We start from the raw sequence: 21,500 nt of genomic DNA on the forward strand, positions 1-21,500 counted from the left end.
CAGTTTTTTACTGGGCTTTTTTGTTTTTACATACACTTTAAATTACTTTTTTATAGAGTATTGTTTTATACAAAAAATCTGACCATGAATTATGGAGCATTTTCCTAAAACTCTTCAAAGTTTTGGTTTTCAGTTTAAAAATATCTTTTTACATATACATTGTATAACTATGTATTTTATAATACCTTTGCAAAGTGAATATAGGTTTTTTACATAAATGGAAATCTCAGGTAAAGAAAGGAACACTTGCCTTTATTGCCTTGAATGTTTTAAAAGATAATGAATATTATGGTTATGAATTGATTGAACAAGTAAAAAAACATACAAAAATAGAGATTGCAGAAGGAACTTTATACCCCTTGTTGAACCGGTTGAAAAAAGAGAATTTAGTTACTTCCAAATGGGTAGAACAAGAGTCCGGTATCCCCAGAAAATATTATACACTAACACCTACGGGAGAAGAAACCTTGCTGCAAATGCGAACATTTTGGTTTGATCTGGAAAAATCTATTAAAAAAATATCAAAATGAAACCTATAAAATTTACCCATACAACAGCTCAAAAGATTTATGACGACTATATATCGAGAATTAAACGAGTCACGGCTCCTTTAAACAAAACAGATAGGGAAGAAATTCTAATGGAATTGAATAGTCATATCTATGAAGGGATGATAGATAAAACCGGTGAAAATGAAATTGAAAATTTAGTTAATCTAATTGAGAAATTAGGAGCTCCGGAAGAAATTTTAAAGCCTTTGGTTGCTCAAAAAAAACTGGAACAAGCTACAAAAACATTTAACCCCACACATATATTTAAAGCCCTGCTCCTGAATATTTCCAATGGGGTGGTTTATGTATTTTTTGCCTTGTTATATTTAACGCTATTTGGTTTTGTATTTCTAATCATAGAAAAGATAAAAAATCCTGATAATGTTGGTTTATTTTTCAAAAATGGACATTTTCATTTATTGGGGACAAGAAAACCTGATACGTTGCAGGTACTAGGACTTACTGAAGTTTTGGGGGACTGGTTTATCCCTGTAATGCTACCAAGTATTATTGTACTTTACATCTTAATCACCCTGCTACTCCGACTTAAACGAAAAAGTAAAAAAATTTGATTAATTACATCGTATAACAATGTACTTAGTTAAACTATTAAATCATAATTATGAAAAGTATAACATTAACACTCATTCTGTTTTCATTTTGTCTCATTACATATTCTCAATCCGGTCTTCAAGACATTAAAGACAAATATGAGCCATACTATAAGGCTACAAATATTAAAATGGGAATATTACTTAAAAAAGATGGTCAATTTTGTTCACAACGCTTAAATTTTGAAAATAATGATAACACTGTTTTCAATATAGGGAGTGCCACAAAAACCTTTACTGCTGTTTTAATTTTGCAAGAGGTTGAAAAAGGAACGCTAAAACTATCAGACAGCATAGGGAAGTTTCTAAGTCCTATTAAAAATATTCCTTCTGATATAACCATTGAGCAACTATTAAGGCATCAAACAGGACTCGCTGAAACAGTAGGTGACCAAGAATGGGATAGTTATAATATACCTAATGATAGTTTGTTAAGAAGAGACGTTTTAAATAACGTAAAACCTAGACATAATAATAAAATTGGAAAGTTTGAATACACCAATACCAATTACATTTTGCTGGGCGAAATACTTGAAAAAATTAATGATAAAAGTTATTTCGACTTGCTTGAAGAACGGATTTTTAAACCGTGTCATTTAGAGTATACTTATCCCTATGTTTCCAAAAACATACCTCAGTTAGTGCATCCTACAGACGAGAAAAATGAATCAGACCAGTTTAATGGCATTAATTATAAGTTTTTTGCTGATTATGCTTTTTCAGCAGGAAGCATAGCATCTACTTTAAAGGATATGGCAACGTTTTACGAAAATCTTTTTGAAAAGGAAACATTGATAAGTAAAAGGAGTCTTCAAAAAATGACTGGTTTTAAAGGTGGAGATTATGGTTTAGGACTTCAAAAATTAAAAGTGAGCGGAATTGAATACTGGGGGCACGGGGGTAATAATTATGGATATGCCTTTCGTAACTATTATAACCCCAAAAGTGGGGAGATGATACTCTATTTTATAAATCGATTTAGGGTACCGATGAAAAATAGCCTGCTAAAAGATTTAGTTGCTGTACTGGATAGTCGACCTATACAGCAATTCAGAAAAAATATAGTTGATGAATTTAAAGATTTTGAAGGAGATTATGTATTAAAAGGTCCGGATTTACCATTCACTATATTCGAGAGGGACAATTTACTATACTTTCAAGTCGAAAATTTAAAAGTTCCGCTAGTAAGCTATGAGCCAACTATTTTACTGGATGTCTCTTCAGGAATCAAATTCACTAAATCAGAAAATAATCCAAATCAACTTATATGGTCACAAAGTGGACAAAAACTGAAAGCTGTAAGGCAATAAAAATAAAAACCTCCAACTTTAAAGTTGGAGGTTTTTATTTTGTTATAGTAGTGTAATTTATCTTCTGCCTACAGCAAGCCTGTATAAGATACCAATAATTGCAAGTACTAATAATATGTGTATTAGTGAGCCTACTGCATCACCAAACCCGAAAAAGCCTACAAGCCATCCTATAATTAAAATAACAACGATTAACCAGATTAAATCTCTCATAATAAATGTTTTTAATGTTAGTAGTATAAAATTACTTAATATGTTTGGAGCTATCTGTTTAATTAAGAAGTCTTTAATAGTCAAAGTTTTCTTAAAGTTTTCAATAGCTTAAATAAATTAAATAATACGGGGGTAATAATTTATTAATAAGTATTTTTGCATAACATTATATTATTTCCATGCAAACTCCTTTAAAAATTGCAGTAGTAGGCTCGGGTCTTGTAGGATCGCTATTAGCAATATACTTAAAAAGAGCAGGTCACACAGTACATGTTTTTGACAGAAGTGAGGATATTAGAAAAGTAAGATTTTCCGGAAGGTCTATAAACCTTGCCATGTCACACAGAGGTTGGAAAACCCTGGATGACTTAGGGCTGGGAGACGAGATAAGGCAAATAGCTATCCCTATGGAAAAGCGTGCTATACACTTGCTGGGTAAACCGCTTACCTATCAATATTATGGTAAAGATGGCGAAAGTATTTATTCCATTTCCCGAGGGGTATTGAACCGAAAAATGATTGACTTGGCAGAGCAAGAAGGTGTTGAGTTTGTTTTTGGTACTAAAGTATGGGATGTTGACTTACCTACTGCTACACTTCATTCAGGCGAGAGTGAAAGAGGAGAGTGGCAAGACCATGATTATGATATAGTGTTTGGTGCTGATGGTGCTTTTTCACGAATAAGACACAGAATGCAGCGTCAAAGTTTATTTAATTACTCTCAGGAGTTTTTAAATATAGGATACAAAGAGCTAAATATACCGCCAAATCCTGATGGTACACATAAGCTGAATAAAAACTCATTACATATATGGCCGAGACAGGACTTTATGCTTACAGCATTGCCTAACCTTGACGGGAGCTTTACATGTACTTTATTCATGCCTTTTGAGGGAGAAAACTCTTTCGAATCACTTACAGATAAAGAATCGCTTGAAAAATTCTTTGCAGAGCATTTTCCATCTACTATAGAGGTAATACCGGAATTGGTGGAAGACTTCTTTAAAAACCCTACCAGTACACTTGTAACAATGAAGTGTTACCCATGGACGTATAAAGATAAAGTAGCTTTAATAGGCGATGCCTGCCATGCTATAGTTCCTTTTTACGGGCATGGAATGAATGCCGGTTTTGAAGATATTACAATACTTAACCAGTTGATTCAGGAGCATGGAGACGACTGGAGCCTTATATTTAAAGAATACGAGAAGAGCCGTAAGCCTAATACTGATGCAATAGCAGAACTGTCTTACAGGAACTTTATGGAGATGAGCTCTAAAACAGCTGATCCTAAGTTTTTACTACAAAAGAAAATTGAAAAACATTTCTCTGAAAAACATCCTGACAAATGGATTCCTTTATACAGTAGGGTTACCTTTAGTTACAGACCCTATAGCGAAGCATTAACTATTGGTGACAGGCAAAAGGCTATTATGGATGACGTAATGCATATGGATAATATAGAGCAAATATGGGATAGTCCGGAAATTGAGGCTAAAATTTTAAAAATGTTATCTGAATAAATAAGCTAAACTTATACTTCCTTAACTTTTTCTTCTCCTTTAGGTAGTTTTAAAATTACTCTTAAGGTGGAGTCATTTGTAAAGTAACTCATAACCCAGTTTATAAAAATAACTAATTTATTTTTAAGGTTTAGTATAAGCATTATATGTACCAGCATCCAAAAGAACCATGCAAATCTGCCTTGAAAACTAAATTGAGGTAAATCTACTACAGCCTTTCTTTTACCTATAGTAGCCATGCTTCCTTTATCTTTATATTCATAAAACTTAAGAGGTTTCCCTTTTAGTTTTAATTTAAAGTTTTCAGCAAGGTGCACTGCTTGGCTTATAGCAACGCTGGCTAGTTGAGGGTGTCCCTTAGGGAAATCCCCGGTTTCCATGTATGCTATATCGCCTATGGCATATATATCAGGAGTATTAATAAGTTCATGCAAGCGGTTAACCTTTATCCTATTTCCCCTAACTAAAGCTTCTTCAGGAATTCCGTTTAGTCTTTTACCGGTAACCCCTGCAGCCCATATAACATTTTTAGATTTTAATTCTCTACCGCCTTTAAGTTGTACCGTTTCACCGTCATAACTTTCAACCATAGTGTTAGTCTCTACAATAACACCTAAATCTTCCAAATACTCCTGTGATTTCTTTTTAGAAGCATCACTCATATTGTTTAAAGTATTTGGCAGTCCTTCCAACAAGTATACTTTTAAATCAGAGAAATCCATATCGGGATAATCCTTCGGTAATACATTTTTTTTCATTTCAGCTAATGCCCCGGCAAGTTCTACCCCTGTAGGACCTCCGCCTACTACTACAAAATTCAGCATAGCTTCAAGGGCTTTAGGGTCAGCTTTAATAGAATCTTCAAAAGTTTGCAGGATGTGGTTTCTTAATTGTAATGCTTCGGGAACAGATTTCATAGGGTAAGCATATTTTTGTAGCCCTTCATTCCCAAAATAATTAGTACGCGTGCCAAATGATAGCACCAAATAGTCATAACTGAAATTACCAATAGAAGTTGATAATGTTTTTGTATCTGGGTTAACTTGTGTTATCTCCGCAATTCTTACTGTGGTATTTTTATACTCTTGAAATATTTTTCGTAATGGGAAAGATATGCTTGTAGGTTCCAGCCTTGCAGTAGCAACCTGATACATCAATGGTTGAAATTGATGATAATTATGTTGGTCGATAATTAAAACTTTGTAATCAGTGTTTTTTAACTCCATTGCAAGCCTTAAACCTGCAAACCCTGCTCCGGCAATTACTATTGTTTTTTGCGTTTCTCTTTCCATTTTTCCTGCTGATTTTTTATACAATTTCTTATTCTTACTGCCTTTTAATTAAAGAATTGAGAAAATAGTACAGTGTATACTATACAAATTTACCGATATGATAGCGTGATTATGTGAAATTAGTTATAAAATAAGGGGGTGAATAAAAAATATAATGCTTGCACAATAATTATTGTATAATTATGTTATTTATAAATAATCTATTTTAAATTAATAACATTCTTAATTAATAGTGGATTCTTGTTGTAAAAAATAATTTATTGTGAAAAAGACAGGCATTTGTAATGAAAACGTTTTCCTACATCAGTAATAAATTACTGTTAATAACGGACAAAATATTTTTTTTTATTTTTTTTTATTGCTTAAAAAATTAAATTTGCCAATCTTATATTAATAAGTTGTTAAACAACACGAAACTATTATTTAAAAAAAATCAAAAACTAAATTTTTTAGAAAATGGCAAACGCATCTATTCAGAAGGTTGAAAAAAAAGGTGGATCATCTAAGGGGTCTAATTTATTTGCAAGTCTCGCTATAATCCTATGTCTTGTAACCGCTGCACTTGTATGGAAATATGTAATGGGAGACCCTTCAAATTTCCAGCACGGTGATCCTGAAGGACACCCAAAACCAGGTAACTACCTTGCAATGGTATATAAAGGAGGATACGTTGTACCGGTACTTATGGGGTTATTCTTAATGTCGATAGTATTTTCAATCGAGCGTCTGTTTGTTCTTAACAAAGCTAAAGGTAAAGGTAACGTTGAGGCTTTCGTTCAAAAAGTACAAACTCAAATTGCAGCAGGTAACATTAACGAAGCTATGGCTGAGTGTGACAAGCAACAAGGTACAGTTGCTAACGTTATAAAAGCTGGTTTAGTAAAATATGAAGAAGTGAAAAGAGAAGGTTTTGATAGTGAAAGAGCTGAAGCTGCTATACAGCAGGAAATAGAAGAAGCTACTTCTCTTGAAATGCCAATGCTGGAGAAAAACCTTGTAGTTATCTCTACACTTGTATCTATTGGTACACTAACAGGTCTGTTAGGTACGGTAACAGGTATGATTAAGGCGTTCTCTGCACTGGGTGCTGGTTCTACACCTGACTCTGCTGCACTTGCAAACGGTATTTCTGAAGCACTTATTAACACTGCTACAGGTATTGCTACTTCTACAGTAGCGGTAATTGCATACAACGCATTTACATCTAAAATTGATAAATTAACTTACTCTATAGATGAGGCTGGTTTCACAATCACTCAAACGTACAGACGTTTCAGAGCTCGTGCTAACAACGCATAATTAGAGTTTTAAGTTAAAATATAAATCATGCAGAATAATGATTTTTAAAAATCCCTTTTCTGCTTTATACTAAAAATATAATGGCTAAAGTAAAAGTATCTAAAAAGAGCACAAGGATAGATATGACCGCTATGTGTGACGTGGCGTTCCTACTATTGTCGTTCTTTATTATGTCTGCTACTGCAAAACAGCCAGAGCCACACCCTGTAGATACTCCTAACTCTACTGTAATAGAAAAACTTCCGCCGGAAGTAGCTGTTATAACAGTGGGAGACGGGCAGGCATACTTTAATATCCCTGGTAAAGAAGTTAGAATAGAAACGCTAAAGCGTATATCTAGCGAATACAATGTTGCTTTTACAGAGGAAGAGTATGAGGCTTTTGGTAACCTGCAAGGCTTTGGGGTTCCTTTAAATCAATTAAAAGGGCTTTTAGCTATGGAAGCTTCTGAAAGAAATAGTGACAATATTCAAAAAGGTATTCCTTTTGATACTGTAAATAATCAGTTAGGGAGCTGGGTAAAACAAGCCCGTGAAGCTAACAGAGCTATTTTAGATGAAAAAATTGCAAGTGGCGAAGAAGTAGAAGAATATAAAGACCTTGATATTGCAATTAAAGGTGATGCGGAAGAAGATTACCCAACTGTAAAAAGGGTAATTGATATACTACAGGAACAGAAGAAAAACAGATTTTTTCTTGTAACTGGTTTACGAAACGAAGATTTCTAATAAGAAAAAAGATATTATAAAATGGCAGAATTAAATACTGGCGGCGATGGCGGTGGCAAAGGCGGCAAAGTAAGGAGTAAAAAAATGAATCCTGCTGTTGACCTTACGGCAATGGTGGATTTAGCATTCCTTTTAATTACTTTCTTTATGCTTACCACAACGTTATCTAAGCCGCAATCTATGCCTTTGGCAATGCCGGATAAAGATCCTAAAAAAGATACACCTGAAGACGTACTGAAAATTGATGAGTCTCGTTTGATGACTATTCTTATAGGTAAAGACAATACTTTATTGTGGTACGTAGGTAAATTTGGAGAGTATATTGTAGAGCCGGAACAAGCAGAGTTTGGTAAAGATGGTATACGTCAGATTTTATTAAAGCAAATAGCAAGAGCTAATGCAATAACAGCGAGAGAAGGTAAACCTGATGAAGGCTTAATTGTTAATATAAAAGCCAGCGATAAAGCTAACTACAAAAACCTTGTAGATATACTTGATGAAATGGCTATAACACACCCACAGCTTTATGCTATAGGTGATATTACAGATCCGGAAGTTGAATTGTTGCAAGAGAAAGGTTTATACTAATCTATTGCGAATCTAAAAAATATAACTATGTCAAATAACATATTCAAAAAGCAATGGGTAGACATGGTGTTTGAAGGACGTAATAAAAAGTATGGAGCCTATAAACTTCGTACTGATAGTCCTAAAACAACCGTTCGAGCATTGATTATTGGTATCATTCTTTTTGTGACTGCAATATCAAGCCCTAAAATATCAAGTTGGTTGGGTGATAACCTTAAAAAAGGTGATAAAAAGGATGATGTAGATAAAATAATTGAGGTGGTAGACATACCGCCACCACCACCGGAACCTGAATTACCACCGCCACCGCCACCAGTGCAGGAGGAGGTATATCAGGCACCTAAATCAGTAGTGGAAGAAGTTAAGTTTAAGCCTCTTGAAGCTGCTAAAAAGGAAGAAGTTCCGGAAGATCCACCAAAAACGGAGCAATTTAAAGAAGCTGACCCGAGTTCAAGAAACGCGGAAGCCAGCCCGACAGGTGATATAAACATTGGTAAACCATCAGGAGATTTAGATAAAGGTGTTGAAGCACCTGACAATGCAGTATACAACTCTGCAGGTCTTCAGGTACAGCCGGAATATCCGGGTGGTATGACAGAATTCTATAACTATGTAAACAGAAACTTCAGAATTCCGGATATTGATCAGGATATGACTGCAAGAATTTATGTTTCTTTTGTTGTAGAAAAAGATGGATCTATGACAGGTATCAAGGTTCTTAGAGACCCTGGTTACGGTCTTGGTAAAGAGGCTGAGCGTGTACTTAGATCTATGAAGAAAAAATGGAGTCCTGGTATACAAAACGGTAAACCGGTAAGAGCTTCATACAATCTTCCTATAACTATTAATATTAGATCTTAAGCAAGATTATATAGTAATGCTTAGAGACAGAAAACCTCAATATGAACGACAGAAATCGCTACAACAGCGATTTCTGTTTGTTTTAGGATTAGTCTTTTTTTTACTCTATTTAGCTTTAGGGCTTATGATTATTTTTTGGAAAGACCTTCCTTTAAATATTACCTATAACGGCAGACTGGCTTTCGGAATAGTATTGATAGTATATTCTATTATACGTTTTATTCGTTTGTTAAGGAGGCGTTAATCTTTAAAGTTTATGAATTACAGGTTTAATATTTTTGCTTTTTTTGTTGTGTTGTTTTTATCATCTTGTAAAGGTGATAAAACAGTTAACGAAAACCCTAAAGAAATTGAAGAGACTTTTACTACGGGTTATACTACCATATATGTTGATAATAGTATAATGCCAATAGTAGAAGATGAGCTTGCGGTTTTTCAGAGTCGTTATCAAAGAACAGAAATTAAACAGGTAAATAAGCCTCAAGATGACGTAATAGCAGCTTTATTGAGTGATTCAACCGAGGTTGCTGTAATGTCGCGAAAGCTTACTGAAAAAGAAGAGCAATATTTTAGAGATAAAAATGTTGAACCTGAAGTTACAGCCTTTGCTGTTGATGCAATTGCTTTTATAACTAATCAAACTTCTAATGACTCGATAATAGAGCTTGAAGAAGTATATAAAGTTTTAAAAGGTGACAATTCAGCCAATATAAAGAGCTTGGTGTTCGATAATGCTAAATCAAGTATTTTAGAACACCTATTAGACAAAGCAGGAGTTAAAGAAGTGCCACAGGAAAAAGTATATGCTTTTAAAACCAATGAAGAGGTTTTAAAGTATATAAATGATAACAAAGGAGCAATAGGTGTTATAGGTGTAAACTGGCTTGTACAACCACCTGTAAAAGTAAAGCCTTATATAGATAGCGTTAAAGTTTTAGCAGTTAATAATACTAATGCTAAAAAAGATGCAGAAAAAGGATATTTCAAGCCTTCTCAAAGCAATATTGCAGCAGGTTTATACCCTTTAACAAGAACACTATATGTGTTAAATTATCAGGGTAAAGATGGTCTGGGCACAGGTTTTGCAATATATGCCAGTGCAGAGGATGGTCAGCGTATAGTATTAAAATCGGGTTTAGTGCCTGTTACAACGCCTACCAGAGACATTGAGATAAGGAATGAATGGTAATATATTTTAAAAATTATATATAATTAAAGAATAATAAAATGACTAAAATGAACAAACTGAAATACGTTGGTTTATCGTTATTGTTTTTCGGTGTGGCGAATGCCCAGGATGCCGAAGGTGCAAAAAAGGCAATTGATGCTGAGAAATATCAAAAAGCGAAATCAATTTTAAAATCTCTTATTAAAGAAAACCCTGATGAAGGGAAAAACTATTTTCTTTTAGGAGATGTTTACCTTAAGCAGGAAGAGAAAGACTCTGCTGCTATGTACTTTAATAAAGGTAAAGGAGTAAAAAAGGATGAAGAGTACAACCTTATTGGTTTAGCACACATTAAACTAAATGAAGGCAATACTGCTGCGGCAGATACTCAGCTTAAAGCAGTAGAAGATGAGCTTAGAAGAAGAGATGTAGAGCAGCTTGTTTATATAGGGCGTGCTTACATCGAGTCAGATAATGCTAACTACAAGAAAGCTATATCGTTTCTTAACAAAGCAATTGAAAAAGATGATGAGTATGCAAAAGCTTATTTAGCATTGGGAGATGCTTATGTAGGCGATGAAAACTATAGCGAGGCGTATAAAGCATACCGTAACGCATTTAGGCTGGATAGTTCATTACTTAGAGCTAAATTACAACTAGGTGTGATTACAAAAAATACAAGAGCAGCTTTCCCTGAGGCTGTAAGTGCTTTTGAAAATATTTTATCAGCAGACCCTAACTATGGTCCTGCATACAGAGAGCTGGCAGAAACATATTACCTGTGGGCTAATACTGATACTTCTAAATATGACCAGTACATAAATAAGGCACTGGACTATTATAAAAAGTATATGGAGTTAACTGATTACTCGTTAAACTCTCGTATGAGATATGCAGACTTTTTAGTACTGGCAAGAGATTATAAAGCGCTTGAAGAAGAGGCTAAAAAAATGCAGGAACTTGATGAAGTTAACCCAAGAATACTGCGTTATCTATCATATTCAGCTTATGAAAATGGTAACTATGAGGCGAGTATGAAAGCAATGAATGAGTTTATGTCTAAAGTTGAAGATGACAGACTTATTGCAAGGGATTACCTTTACTTAGGTTTAGCAAAACTAGCTTCTACAATTAGCACTGATGCCGAAGGAAACTCAATTGTTAGTGACGAGGAAATGTTTAACGGAGCTATAGAAGACATTAAGAAAGCAGCCGAAATGGATATAGAAATTACTAATGAGTTTAACGCTATTGGTAAAAAGCTATTCGGTCAGCGATTATACGGTCCTGCTTCAATAGTATTTGAAGTTGCAGCTGAAAACCCTGATAACAGAAATGCATTTTATGATAACTTTTATCTTGCTTATTCAGTTTACTACGATCACGTAAACAAATCGGAAGAAGACAGAGCAGAAAATATTGAAAGATTAAAAGTGGCTGATAAAGCATTAGACAGAGTAATTGAACTTTCACCTGATGCTCAGGATGCTTTCCTTTTCAAAGCGAGAATTAACCAATTTATGAAGTCTGAAGAAGCCTATGCTGAAATGGCAAAAGCTTATGATGAGTATATAAGAATTGTAACTGAAGCAGGAGCTGAATCAGTTGAGGAAAACAAGAAAAAGCTAATAGAAGCATATGAAAATGCAGGAGCTTACTACCAGGTACTTGATAAAGAAAAAGCAAAAGAATACTTTACACAAGCACTTGAACTTGACCCTGAGAACGAGTATGCTAAGCAGCAGTTAGAAGGTTTGGAATAAACCATTTAAATTATATTTATAACCGCTGCCATAGTGCAGCGGTTTTTTTATTGCCTTGATATTAATATGTATCTTTGCAGCCTATTTTTATAAAGATGTTGAAGAAAGAAATACAAATAGCAGTAGATAAAGGAGAAATGCTCCCTTTAATGGAAGAATTCTATACTATACAGGGAGAAGGCTTTCATACCGGTACTGCTGCCTATTTTATTCGTGTAGGAGGATGTGACGTCGGGTGCCACTGGTGCGATGTAAAGGAAAGCTGGAATGCCGAGTTGCATCCGCCAACAAATACTGATGTTATAGTAGAAAATGCAGCTAAAAATGCTAAAACTATTGTAGTAACAGGAGGGGAGCCTTTAACCTGGGATATGAACCCTTTAACTACAAAACTTAAAGAGAAAGGTTTAAATGTGCATATTGAAACATCAGGCGCATATCCTGTAACGGGACATTGGGACTGGTTTTGCCTTTCTCCTAAAAAAACAAAGTTACCTGTTCAGGAGGCTTATGATACAGCACATGAGTTAAAGGTTATTATATATAATAAGCACGACTTTTTATTTGCTGAAGAGCAGGCAGAAAAGGTAAATGAGAATGCTATACTTTTCCTGCAGCCGGAATGGAGTAAAAGAGAGCAAGTTACACCACTTATTGTAGATTATGTTATGAATAATCCGAAATGGCGTGTATCTTTACAAACACATAAATACTTAAATATACCATAAATTTAAATCGTAGAACATGAAAAAATTACTATTAGCGGCAGCTTTCATTCTTATGGCAAACTTTACTTTTGCACAGAGTGATGCTTTTAAAGCCGACGTTAAAACGCTACTTGAAGTTTCAGGAGGTATGGCACAGATTGAAGTAGCTAAAAAGCAGGTTATAAGCATGGTTCCTGCTGACAAACAAGAAGAGTTTTCTAAAGAGTTTGAAGCTTCTATACAACCAATTCTTGAAGCTCAAAAAGATTTTTATCTGAAAGAATTTACTCACGATGAAGTTAAGCAGATGATTAAGTTTTACCAATCGCCTGCGGGTAAAAAACTTGCTGATAAATTACCAAAACTTACAGAGTCTACAATGCCTGCAATACAGCAATGGACAATGGAGCTACAAAGTATACTTATGAAATATCAATAATAAGATTGATAAAATAGAATTGTAATAGCAAAAGCCCTGAAATATAATTTTAGGGCTTTTTGTTTATATTTAGTTTCCAATTTAAAGCATTCCTAAAATGAAGGCTATTTTACTATCCCTATGTTTCCTATTCTGTTTTTCTGTGGCGAATGCCCAAATAGACGAGAAAATACACAGCTTAATTTCAATCACTACTGATACAGAGCGTTTAGAGGGTATAAAAGAATTAATGTTGTATGATGTGCTGGATATTGAAAGGGAAGCATTTTCTAAAGAATTTGATATAATAGTATTTAACTACTACAAAAAACTCCAAGAATATTACAAAGCAAACTATACTGAAGATGAAATAGATCAATTGCTGAGTTTTTATGATTCTCCTGCAGGTAAAAAGCTAATGGCTGACCAAAGAGAATTATTACATGGAAATTTACTACCAAATAATGACCTTAATGCAAGAGTAAAAGAAATAAAAAAAGATAAGTAGCATTTATGGTACGGATTGTTATAATAATACTATGTTTGGTTTCGGTTTCACTGCAGGCTCAAAATAAAGAAGTGGAACTGCTGATTAAGAATTTAGATGTGAATTACTTTTTAGAATTGGAAAAGGAGTATGAAAAAATGTGGGTGCAGCCTCAGCATGAAGAACAATTCATAAAAGAATTTGATGCGATGACTCCTGAATATTTAAACGATATTAAAAAGTACTTTAAAGAAAGGTATACAGAAGAAGAACTTAAAGAAATTACTCAATTTTATGATTCAGAATTGGGTAAAAAAGTACTTAATAATAACCAAGGGTTTATTGATGTTGCTAAAAAAGCTTACAGCGAATGGATTGATGATTATATGGAAGTTAGATCCAAATTAATGCATGGTGATTATCAAAGGCAGTAAAGTTTAGCTAAATAATCATAATGAGGTCCTTCCATAACTAATTCGCATTGCAATCCGTTGGCTATAACAGCATTTTGTAAAGTATTATAATCAATATACATCCAGTTAAAAGGTTCTTCGTGTTCACCTTTGTAACTAATATTAAAAACTACTTCGCCATAATAATCATTATCAGTAGGAATCCAGCGTCCGCCATCTTCATCCTCGTCAAACATATATATAATATCAGAAGAGTCAAGTAAAACCTGCCCGCCATCATTTAAAAGCGATTTTATTTGCTGTAAAAAATCAGAAATTTTATTCAGCCTGCCACACATACCCGCACCGTTCATTAAAAATAAGATAGTGTCAAATTTTTCACCTTCCATTTTCATTACATCCTGAGTGATAGCTTTGTTTACGCCACGTAATTTACACGCTTCTATAGCATTAGCAGATATATCAACAGCAGTAACATCCAGTTTTTTTTCATTTTGCAGGTATAAGCTATGGCTACCGGCACCACAGCCCACATCAAGCACTTTCCCTTTAGCCATTTGCAGGGCTTTTTGCTCCAGTTTCGGCATATTATTGTAATCTCTGAATAAATAAGCAACATTCATTTCATCTTCTTCGGAGATTGATGTTTCTGTAATAAGATCTTGCGGATTGTTATTGGTTTGGTAATCCAGTATGGCTTTGCCGAAAAGGTCTTTCATATTTTTATAGTACTTTTACGCCTTGAAAGATGATAATGTAAACCATGATGGACGATTTTTTAAAACAGCTTCCAAAGCTTGCCAAAGATAAGCATAACGAGAACAAAAAGTTTTTTGCAAAGCTAAAAAAGAAGGCTCCTAAAAACATGGACTACATTATGCAGGAATTACATGAAGAGGAGTTTGAAAGGACAGATTGCCTTACTTGTGCTAATTGCTGTAAGACTACAGGGCCGTTGTTTACAAATGCTGATATTGAGCGTATAGCAAAACACTTCAGATTAAAGCCACAGCAGTTTATTGACCAATATTTACGTGTTGACGAAGACAACGATTATGTTTTGCAGGAAGTTCCTTGTACTTTTTTAGATAGTGAGAACTACTGCATGATTTATGATGTTCGCCCGAAAGCATGCCGCGAGTTTCCGCATACAGATAGGAAGAAATTTCAACAGATAAGTAACTTAACACTTAAAAATGTTGCTATTTGTCCTGCGGCTTATAATATTGTGGAGGAAATGAAAAAAACTATAAAATAGCAAGTGATTACATTTGGCATAATCACTTGCTTTTATTTACTTAAAATAAGGATAGAGTTAAGCGGCAGCTTCTTCAGTTCCGCCGTAATGCTTTAACTCTTCTATTATACCTTGTATGCATTGCATTTTAACTTCTATATAATCTAAAAGTTCGTCAATTTTATCTTTAATAAAATCTAAAAAGTCAATAACATCTTCTATATAATCTTTTACTTCATGTATAAAGCCAAGTATATAGTCAATTACTTTATTTATTGTTTCAGGAATATTCATAGCGCTGCTTTTTTATTTACATGATGAAATTACAAAAAGTACTACATACAAAGAAAAACTTTGTAATAACATTAAGAATCTGTGTAATTAGGAACTAATCATAAATAAGATATTTTTTTCGCATAGCTTTAAAATCTTTTAGTCCGTTACCCCAGCTTTTTCTTATTTCTTCCTCTGTTTTCCCTTCCTCTATTTGTTTTTGCAAGGTAGTAGTGCCGGCTAGTTTAGTAAAAAAGCTATTAAAGAATTTTGACTTTTCTTGTGTAACCGCATATGCATTTAATAACCACTTTAATTCTAACTGTTTTGGTTTTTTTGCTTGTGTAAGGTTTACACCATAGCAAACCTCTCCGTTATACAAAGGATTCTTTGCTCCTTCGTTAGGTTGTGGGGTAAAGCTAAATCCTGATTTAGGTAGATATGGTGAGCCATATACCTGAAACTGCATATCAGTCCCCCTGCCAACACTCACATTAGTACCTTCAAAAAAACAAAGGCTAGGGTATAAAGCAATAGATTGATCATTCGGTAGGTTAGGGGAGGGTTTAACAGGAATATGATATTCCGTATCACGACTGTAGTTAAGGCAAGGTATTACAGTTAACTGGCAAAGTATGCCATTGTTAAGCCACTCTTGTCCGTTTATCATTTTAGCATATTCACCTATAGTCATGCCATGCAAAACAGGTATAGGGTGCATGCCTACAAAACTTTTATGCTCTTTTTCTAATATAGGACCATCTACAATTCCGCCATTCGGGTTAGGTCTGTCTAATACTATAAGTGGAATATTGTTTTCAGCACAAGCTTCCATTACATAATGTAATGATGATATATAGGTGTAAAAACGTGCGCCTACATCCTGCAAGTCAAAAACCATTATGTCTATACCCTCCAGTTGTTCGGGCTTTGGTTTTTTATTATTGCCGTAAAGCGAAATTATTGGCAGTCCGGTTTGGGTATCCTTACCGTCTTTAATCAGTTCTCCCGCATCGGCAGTTCCGCGAAAACCATGCTCCGGCGCGAATATTTTTTTTACGTTAACCTCTTTACTTATTAAAAAATCAACAATACTTTCACGGCGATACTGTATTGTAGTTTCCGAAGAATTGGAAAATGTCGTGTCAGTAACCACTATAGTACCTGTCTGGTTAGTAACCACTCCAATTTTTTTACCTTCCAGTAAAGGTAAATATGCCTCGTAGTTTTCAGCTCCTGTTTTTATAGGTTTATTTTCTTGTGTAATTATATTACCTCTGTTCTCTTGGCTAATGGCTAACGACTTTTCATTTTTTACAGAATTTCCGCAAGCAGCTAATAATATAAGTGAGAATAAAAATGTATTTTTGAACAAAGAATAAGATACCATATCAATTGAATTTAGAATATTTTATTGCCCGCAGGCTGGTTACTGCCAAGAACCATAAAAGTAGCATATCCGCACCAATAATAAAAATAGCAATTATTGCTATTGCTATTAGTGTTATGATGATGATAATTGCTGTTGCAACAGGTGTGGGGCTGCAAGATAAAATACGTGAAAAAGTATCAGCGTTTAACGGACAGATCATTATATCAAACTATGATGATAATATGTCTGAAGTTAGCGTGTCTCCTATACCTATAGAACAAGATTTTTATCCTGAGTTTAAATCTGTAGAAGGCATAAGCCATATACAAGGCATAGTGTCAAAGGCAGGAATTATCCGTACAGAAGAATCTGTAGAAGGTATTATATTTAAAGGAGTAGGAAAAGATTACCGTTGGAATGATATAAAAGAATATATAACATCGGGCAGAATACCCAACCTACAGGATAAACTGAATAATGAAGTTATACTTTCTGAATACCTTGCTAAAAGGTTAAAATTAAAAGTAGGAGATAAGTTCAATACTTTTTTTATGAAGGAAGATGCTAATAGTATGCCCAACATGAGAGTTTTTGAGTTGGTTGGCGTTTTCAATTCAGGGTTTCAGGAATTTGATGCTACTTATGTAATAGGCGACATTCGCCATATACAGCGCATTAATAAATGGAGAAATGGCGAAGTAGGCTCTTTTGAAGTTTTTATAGATGATTTTGATGAGTTAGAGAAAAAAGGATTCGAAGTATATAACGCCATTCCTTCTACACTTAACAGCAGGACCATATCAGAGAAATATTATACCATTTTTGAATGGTTAAAACTTTTTGACTTTAATATATTCCTCATAATAATAATAATGGTAGTAGTAGGTACCATAAATATGGTAGTAGCATTATTGGTATTAATATTAGAGCGTACCCAAATGATAGGCATGCTAAAAGCACTCGGAGCTAATAACTGGAGTATGCGAAAGGTGTTTTTGTATAACGCATCCTACCTTATTATAAAAGGTTTGCTTTGGGGTAATGCTATTAGTTTAGCATTAATTTTAATTCAAAAGTATTTTAAAGTAATAAAACTACCACCCGAAAACTATTATGTAACCGTAGCACCGGTAACTATTGATGTTCCTGCAATATTACTGATAAATGCAGGCACTGCAATAGTGTGCTTACTGCTGCTACTTATACCATCTTATATAATTACAAAAATATCACCTGTAAAAGCCCTAAGGTTCGACTAATAAAAAAGCCCATACAATTGTATGGGCTTTTAATTTACTTAACTATATTAAATTATTGATTTTTAGTCTCTATTCTTTAAGAAGGAATTTAGTATCCTTAATATCACCATTCACTACCAATGCTACAGTATAATAACCGTTAGCCAGGTCGCTAATATTTACACTCGTTTCATTACTGCCGGGATCAATTTCTACCGTCATCACTTCGTTGGTTTCATAACTTCCGTAGAATACTAATTGTGCGTATTCAGCATTATTTAATCCGTAGTAAACAGTAACTTCATCAGATGCAGGGTTAGGAGACATTGTTTCTATAAAGTTTCCTTCCTCCGCTTCATCAGGACTTCCGTTATGGGTGTTGATTATATAAGTTTCTCCACCTGTAACTTCTTCTGATTCCGCATCCCGCTGCACTACATGATAAACATATCGTGCTTCTTCAACTTCTTGTCCGGGTTCAAAATTAAATCGTAACGCCATAATTCCTGTTTGTTCAGGTTGCAGTTCCAGCACTATCTGAGCAAAATCGCCATATATAACACCTTCGCCATTATCCATCATTTCAATACCTTCAGCTTCCTGTCCGGCTGCTGCCCAAGCTTCAACTAGAGCTTCGTTCATTTTGATTCTCACTTCTGCCTGCTCAAAAATAGAAGGATTTCCTATTGCTTCATTTTCTTCTACATTTTCTTCATCAGGTAATAACTGAAGTATAACCCTTTGAGGTTCTTCTGAATAGTTTTCAACAACAACAGCACCGCCAATTTCCACTTCTACAGGTCCCGGATCTACAGGTCCCGGATCTGCATAGTAGTCAACAATTGAAATATTTTTCCATGCAATGTTATTATTCTGTTTTACATTATACGCATGGCTTGCTGTTTCAGGGTATGTCATAGGGTCGCCCGATGCTTCAATTCTGCTTAATAGACAGAAGTGCCATTTGTCATTAGGAGTAATAGAATTGTAATCGGCAGGGTTAGGTACTACCCACGGTACAGAAAGTATCACCTCCTGATTAGGTGCTAAAGGAGGTATAGTAACCGCCCCAATTTCATCACCTCTTAACTGTCCTCCACCAAATGTACTTCCGTTCCAGCTTGTAGGCCATTGCACCGATGTTCCGGCTTTTGTCCAGTACAACCGTACCTTCTCAGTACCTGTAGAAGTAAGGCAACCTCTGTTTCTTACTCTTACATATACAGTGTTAGGATTTCCTACAGAGCTATACTCAGGATTTTGGTGTGTTAAACCATTATCCGCATTTTGTCTTACCCATATATCAGGACTTCGCCATAATTGAGTTGTAACAGTATTTGGCTCAATTCCTGTGTCAGCAGCAGAATCTTTTGTGTATAGATCTAAACCTGCGCCATAACCATAGGTGTTAATAGCTATTTTAAGAGCAAGATAAGCATCTATAAGTCCATACCCCATTTGGTTATTCCATACACCATTGTTTCTTCCGGGAGTTGCACTATAGGTATAACCACCTATTTTTTTAGTAGCAGTTTCCAATATATCTCTTACTTGTGCACCACTTAAGCAGTTGTTTACCGAAAGTATAAGAGCAATTGTTCCTGTAGCATGTGGTGCAGCCATAGAAGTACCATTCATGCTACTCGTACCATTAGTAGGTATGGTTGAAAGAATATTACTTCCCGGAGCAACAACATCAAGCATACCTCCATATCCGGAAAAAGCGGAACGAGTTCCTGATGATGTTATGGAACCCACCGTAACAATATCTTGATGGAAATTACCAGGGTAATCAATTACAGCACCTGAACCACCATAATTACCTGCAGCAAAAACAACAAGCGTACCTTTACCGCCTCTACCAAGATTTATGGCATTCATTATTGCATTTTCAAGTATTGCACTTTGTAACTGACCGTAGAAGGCACCACCTTGGTCTCCCCAGGAATTATTAATAACATCAGCCCCGTTTTGCCAAGCCCAGTTCATACCACTTGCAAGTTCAGCCGAAACATTAGGGGTTAAACCCAAAGTGTGACTAACACTCATTAACTCTGATTGAGGAGCTACACCTACAACCTGTAAATTATTATCTTTAACAGCCGCAACAGTCCCACCTACGTGAGTACCATGACTTCCACCACTATATACACTTGGTGAAGTACCTGAATTACAATCAAAACTGGAAGAATGAATGTTTGCAGCTAAATCATTATGAGATTTATAAATACCTTGGTCAAGTATAGCCACGTTAACACCTTGCCCTTCTGTAACAGTCCAGGCATCGCAGGCACTAATATCAATATTAGGATTAGTAGAATTTTCAAGACCCCATAAACTACCAAACTGAGGGTCGTTAGTACAAGAGTGCTTAAAGTTGAAAACAAAAGCAGGATCAATGTCCGCAAACTTATTAGTCTCATATATTAAGTTAGCAGCCTGCACAGAAGTAATAGGTTTTTGCGCCTCTACAGAAAGAATATACCATAAAGGCATATTAGGCACCTGCTTTACAATTTCCACATCAAGTTTTCTGGCAGTCCTTTTTAAAGTAGAATAATCGCCTTCATTTTTAAGCTTTACATAAAAATAATTAGAAGTACCTATTGGCTTAGCATCACCCCTCTCAAAGTAAGGAGCAACATGCTTTACATTTTTAACAGCCCTTAAAGCCTGCACTGTTTTTGCATATGCATTATCGTCAGGCATAGACTCAAATTGAAGTTGGATGAACTTTTGAGGTTTGTTTCCCGAGTTGTCCTCGTGTACATTAATAGCTGTAAACCCAAGTTTTCTTAATGCATCAGTATTAAAATCTGTTTCAGTTGTAATGTTTAAAAATTGCTTATTTAATGTTAAAGGTATTTTTTGTCCATTATAATAGTAATAATTATTGTTTTGAGCATTGGCGTTGGAAAGACCAAATACCATTAAAACCACGATGAATAGTAATTTTTTCATAATGTATAATTTATGTTAATAATTTTTTTGTGGATGAATAGCGAGAAATCACCTCAAGGAGGGTGAGCAGAAGTAAGTTTTAAAAAACTAAAAGAAGATATTATTACGTATTTATATGTCATAGTAAAAAACTAAAATTAAATCAGGGTAATAATATAAAAGGAAGAACTTTTTATACTAAAAGCAGTATAAATTTATATCTAAAATCATTGATTTAAGACTTTAAAATGCTTATTAACACATATTTAACTTAAAATATTTAACATTTATATTGTTATGTAATATATATTTGAGAGTATTCTTATCTTTTTAATGAAAAAGCTGTTTACTATAGGATTTTTGAGCTTGTATAAAAACAACAAAAAAAACTTCAGCATCTAATATTAGGTAAATCAACAAGTTGAGCTAAAAGATTAAAAAAAGGTTAAAAAAACCTTAGCAAAACAGTTGCAAAAGCCAAAAAGAGTATTACATTTGCACCCGCTTA

Annotated in this window: 23 protein-coding genes; 17 read left to right on the plus strand and 6 right to left on the minus strand. The window is 34.5% G+C overall.

All coding sequences use genetic code 11. The features are described from left to right. The first annotated feature begins 194 nt into the window (after positions 1–194). The 3 genes from IEW45_RS12335 to IEW45_RS12345 are packed head-to-tail and all read left to right on the plus strand — an operon-like array spanning position 195 to position 2,472. Positions 195–530 (plus strand): PadR family transcriptional regulator, encoded by a 336-nt coding sequence (locus tag IEW45_RS12335; protein ID WP_188621559.1) that lies wholly within the window; start codon positions 195–197, stop codon positions 528–530. After that, positions 527–1,123: an HAAS signaling domain-containing protein gene (locus IEW45_RS12340; protein ID WP_188621560.1), complete on the plus strand. Its 597-nt coding sequence runs from the start codon at positions 527–529 to the stop codon at positions 1,121–1,123. The genes IEW45_RS12335 and IEW45_RS12340 overlap by 4 nt, the downstream gene beginning before the upstream one ends. A 50-nt stretch (positions 1,124–1,173) precedes the next feature. Continuing rightward, complete coding sequence (locus IEW45_RS12345; RefSeq protein WP_188621561.1) at positions 1,174–2,472, plus strand: serine hydrolase domain-containing protein; 1,299 nt, start codon at positions 1,174–1,176, stop codon at positions 2,470–2,472. 57 nt (positions 2,473–2,529) lie between these two features. On the opposite strand, the gene IEW45_RS12350 is transcribed toward IEW45_RS12345, so the two are convergent. After that, positions 2,530–2,685, minus strand: a complete 156-nt coding sequence (locus tag IEW45_RS12350) for a lmo0937 family membrane protein (protein WP_188621562.1) — start codon at positions 2,683–2,685, stop codon at positions 2,530–2,532. Between the two features lie 179 nt (positions 2,686–2,864). On the opposite strand from IEW45_RS12350, the gene IEW45_RS12355 reads away from it, so the two are divergent. Beyond that, a complete protein-coding gene (locus tag IEW45_RS12355) occupies positions 2,865–4,208 on the plus strand; it encodes an FAD-dependent oxidoreductase (protein ID WP_188621563.1) in 1,344 nt (447 codons plus the stop codon). 11 nt (positions 4,209–4,219) lie between these two features. On the opposite strand, the gene IEW45_RS12360 is transcribed toward IEW45_RS12355, so the two are convergent. Continuing rightward, entirely contained in the window at positions 4,220–5,500 is a 1,281-nt protein-coding gene (locus tag IEW45_RS12360) for an NAD(P)/FAD-dependent oxidoreductase (RefSeq protein WP_188621564.1), read from the minus strand. A gap of 456 nt (positions 5,501–5,956) precedes the next feature. Between IEW45_RS12360 and IEW45_RS12365 the strand changes: the two genes are divergently transcribed. The 11 genes from IEW45_RS12365 to IEW45_RS12415 all read left to right on the plus strand — a co-directional run bounded on the left by IEW45_RS12365 (position 5,957) and on the right by IEW45_RS12415 (position 13,953). Then, entirely contained in the window at positions 5,957–6,799 is an 843-nt protein-coding gene (locus IEW45_RS12365; RefSeq protein WP_188621565.1) for a MotA/TolQ/ExbB proton channel family protein, read from the plus strand. An 80-nt stretch (positions 6,800–6,879) separates the two neighbouring features. Next, the gene (locus IEW45_RS12370) at positions 6,880–7,527 is read left to right on the plus strand and encodes an ExbD/TolR family protein (RefSeq protein ID WP_188621566.1); all 648 of its coding nucleotides are present in this window, start codon (positions 6,880–6,882) and stop codon (positions 7,525–7,527) included. A 21-nt stretch (positions 7,528–7,548) separates the two neighbouring features. Then, a complete protein-coding gene (locus tag IEW45_RS12375; RefSeq protein WP_188621567.1) occupies positions 7,549–8,115 on the plus strand; it encodes an ExbD/TolR family protein in 567 nt (188 codons plus the stop codon). Positions 8,116–8,142: 27 nt separating this feature from the next. Beyond that, a complete protein-coding gene (locus tag IEW45_RS12380; protein WP_188621568.1) occupies positions 8,143–8,976 on the plus strand; it encodes an energy transducer TonB in 834 nt (277 codons plus the stop codon). Between the two features lie 16 nt (positions 8,977–8,992). Continuing rightward, positions 8,993–9,220 (plus strand): DUF485 domain-containing protein, encoded by a 228-nt coding sequence (locus tag IEW45_RS12385; protein WP_188621569.1) that lies wholly within the window; start codon positions 8,993–8,995, stop codon positions 9,218–9,220. Positions 9,221–9,232: 12 nt separating this feature from the next. Then, positions 9,233–10,165: a PstS family phosphate ABC transporter substrate-binding protein gene (locus tag IEW45_RS12390; RefSeq protein WP_188621570.1), complete on the plus strand. Its 933-nt coding sequence runs from the start codon at positions 9,233–9,235 to the stop codon at positions 10,163–10,165. 47 nt (positions 10,166–10,212) lie between these two features. After that, complete coding sequence (locus IEW45_RS12395; protein ID WP_188621571.1) at positions 10,213–11,907, plus strand: tetratricopeptide repeat protein; 1,695 nt, start codon at positions 10,213–10,215, stop codon at positions 11,905–11,907. 95 nt (positions 11,908–12,002) lie between these two features. Then, complete coding sequence (locus IEW45_RS12400) at positions 12,003–12,635, plus strand: 7-carboxy-7-deazaguanine synthase QueE (RefSeq protein WP_188621572.1); 633 nt, start codon at positions 12,003–12,005, stop codon at positions 12,633–12,635. A 16-nt stretch (positions 12,636–12,651) separates the two neighbouring features. Further along, complete coding sequence (locus tag IEW45_RS12405; protein ID WP_188621573.1) at positions 12,652–13,053, plus strand: DUF2059 domain-containing protein; 402 nt, start codon at positions 12,652–12,654, stop codon at positions 13,051–13,053. Between the two features lie 142 nt (positions 13,054–13,195). Beyond that, positions 13,196–13,540: a DUF2059 domain-containing protein gene (locus IEW45_RS12410; RefSeq protein WP_188621574.1), complete on the plus strand. Its 345-nt coding sequence runs from the start codon at positions 13,196–13,198 to the stop codon at positions 13,538–13,540. 5 nt (positions 13,541–13,545) lie between these two features. After that, complete coding sequence (locus tag IEW45_RS12415) at positions 13,546–13,953, plus strand: DUF2059 domain-containing protein (RefSeq protein ID WP_188621575.1); 408 nt, start codon at positions 13,546–13,548, stop codon at positions 13,951–13,953. Here IEW45_RS12415 and IEW45_RS12420 read toward each other — a convergent pair. Next, positions 13,941–14,651: a class I SAM-dependent methyltransferase gene (locus IEW45_RS12420; RefSeq protein ID WP_188621576.1), complete on the minus strand. Its 711-nt coding sequence runs from the start codon at positions 14,649–14,651 to the stop codon at positions 13,941–13,943. The two genes, IEW45_RS12415 and IEW45_RS12420, sit on opposite strands and share 13 nt — an antisense overlap. Positions 14,652–14,698: 47 nt before the next feature. Here IEW45_RS12420 and IEW45_RS12425 point away from each other — a divergent pair, with 47 nt between their 5' ends. After that, positions 14,699–15,190, plus strand: coding sequence for a YkgJ family cysteine cluster protein (locus IEW45_RS12425; RefSeq protein ID WP_188621589.1), 492 nt, complete (start codon positions 14,699–14,701; stop codon positions 15,188–15,190). Between the two features lie 57 nt (positions 15,191–15,247). Here the strand turns inward: IEW45_RS12425 and IEW45_RS12430 are convergent, their stop codons facing one another. Beyond that, positions 15,248–15,463, minus strand: a complete 216-nt coding sequence (locus IEW45_RS12430) for a hypothetical protein (RefSeq protein ID WP_188621577.1) — start codon at positions 15,461–15,463, stop codon at positions 15,248–15,250. Positions 15,464–15,557: 94 nt separating this feature from the next. Further along, the gene (locus IEW45_RS12435; RefSeq protein WP_188621578.1) at positions 15,558–16,832 is read right to left on the minus strand and encodes an exo-beta-N-acetylmuramidase NamZ family protein; all 1,275 of its coding nucleotides are present in this window, start codon (positions 16,830–16,832) and stop codon (positions 15,558–15,560) included. 5 nt (positions 16,833–16,837) lie between these two features. On the opposite strand from IEW45_RS12435, the gene IEW45_RS12440 reads away from it, so the two are divergent. Next, positions 16,838–18,073 (plus strand): ABC transporter permease, encoded by a 1,236-nt coding sequence (locus IEW45_RS12440; protein WP_188621579.1) that lies wholly within the window; start codon positions 16,838–16,840, stop codon positions 18,071–18,073. Between the two features lie 69 nt (positions 18,074–18,142). Here IEW45_RS12440 and IEW45_RS12445 read toward each other — a convergent pair whose 3' ends face one another. Further along, a complete protein-coding gene (locus tag IEW45_RS12445) occupies positions 18,143–21,013 on the minus strand; it encodes a S8 family serine peptidase (protein WP_188621580.1) in 2,871 nt (956 codons plus the stop codon). Between the last annotated feature and the right edge of the window lie 487 nt (positions 21,014–21,500).

Origin of the sequence: Flavobacterium suaedae (assembly GCF_014642915.1) — a bacterium.
GTDB classification, from domain to species: Bacteria; Bacteroidota; Bacteroidia; order Flavobacteriales; family Flavobacteriaceae; genus Flavobacterium; species Flavobacterium suaedae.

Excerpts from the sequence above, each read along its gene's own strand:
- IEW45_RS12415 (WP_188621575.1), top strand. The coding sequence starts at position 13,546 with ATGGTACGGATTGTTATAATAATACTATGTTTGGTTTCGGTTTCACTG.
- IEW45_RS12345 (WP_188621561.1), top strand. The coding sequence starts at position 1,174 with ATGAAAAGTATAACATTAACACTCATTCTGTTTTCATTTTGTCTCATT.
- IEW45_RS12340 (WP_188621560.1), top strand. The coding sequence starts at position 527 with ATGAAACCTATAAAATTTACCCATACAACAGCTCAAAAGATTTATGAC.
- IEW45_RS12425 (WP_188621589.1), top strand. The coding sequence starts at position 14,699 with ATGGACGATTTTTTAAAACAGCTTCCAAAGCTTGCCAAAGATAAGCAT.
- IEW45_RS12385 (WP_188621569.1), top strand. The coding sequence starts at position 8,993 with ATGCTTAGAGACAGAAAACCTCAATATGAACGACAGAAATCGCTACAA.
- IEW45_RS12375 (WP_188621567.1), top strand. The coding sequence starts at position 7,549 with ATGGCAGAATTAAATACTGGCGGCGATGGCGGTGGCAAAGGCGGCAAA.
- IEW45_RS12390 (WP_188621570.1), top strand. The coding sequence starts at position 9,233 with ATGAATTACAGGTTTAATATTTTTGCTTTTTTTGTTGTGTTGTTTTTA.
- IEW45_RS12400 (WP_188621572.1), top strand. The coding sequence starts at position 12,003 with ATGTTGAAGAAAGAAATACAAATAGCAGTAGATAAAGGAGAAATGCTC.
- IEW45_RS12370 (WP_188621566.1), top strand. The coding sequence starts at position 6,880 with ATGGCTAAAGTAAAAGTATCTAAAAAGAGCACAAGGATAGATATGACC.
- IEW45_RS12405 (WP_188621573.1), top strand. The coding sequence starts at position 12,652 with ATGAAAAAATTACTATTAGCGGCAGCTTTCATTCTTATGGCAAACTTT.
- IEW45_RS12350 (WP_188621562.1), bottom strand. The coding sequence starts at position 2,685 with ATGAGAGATTTAATCTGGTTAATCGTTGTTATTTTAATTATAGGATGG.
- IEW45_RS12430 (WP_188621577.1), bottom strand. The coding sequence starts at position 15,463 with ATGAATATTCCTGAAACAATAAATAAAGTAATTGACTATATACTTGGC.
- IEW45_RS12355 (WP_188621563.1), top strand. The coding sequence starts at position 2,865 with ATGCAAACTCCTTTAAAAATTGCAGTAGTAGGCTCGGGTCTTGTAGGA.
- IEW45_RS12360 (WP_188621564.1), bottom strand. The coding sequence starts at position 5,500 with ATGGAAAGAGAAACGCAAAAAACAATAGTAATTGCCGGAGCAGGGTTT.
- IEW45_RS12365 (WP_188621565.1), top strand. The coding sequence starts at position 5,957 with ATGGCAAACGCATCTATTCAGAAGGTTGAAAAAAAAGGTGGATCATCT.
- IEW45_RS12435 (WP_188621578.1), bottom strand. The coding sequence starts at position 16,832 with ATGGTATCTTATTCTTTGTTCAAAAATACATTTTTATTCTCACTTATA.
- IEW45_RS12420 (WP_188621576.1), bottom strand. The coding sequence starts at position 14,651 with ATGAAAGACCTTTTCGGCAAAGCCATACTGGATTACCAAACCAATAAC.
- IEW45_RS12380 (WP_188621568.1), top strand. The coding sequence starts at position 8,143 with ATGTCAAATAACATATTCAAAAAGCAATGGGTAGACATGGTGTTTGAA.
- IEW45_RS12445 (WP_188621580.1), bottom strand. The coding sequence starts at position 21,013 with ATGAAAAAATTACTATTCATCGTGGTTTTAATGGTATTTGGTCTTTCC.
- IEW45_RS12395 (WP_188621571.1), top strand. The coding sequence starts at position 10,213 with ATGAACAAACTGAAATACGTTGGTTTATCGTTATTGTTTTTCGGTGTG.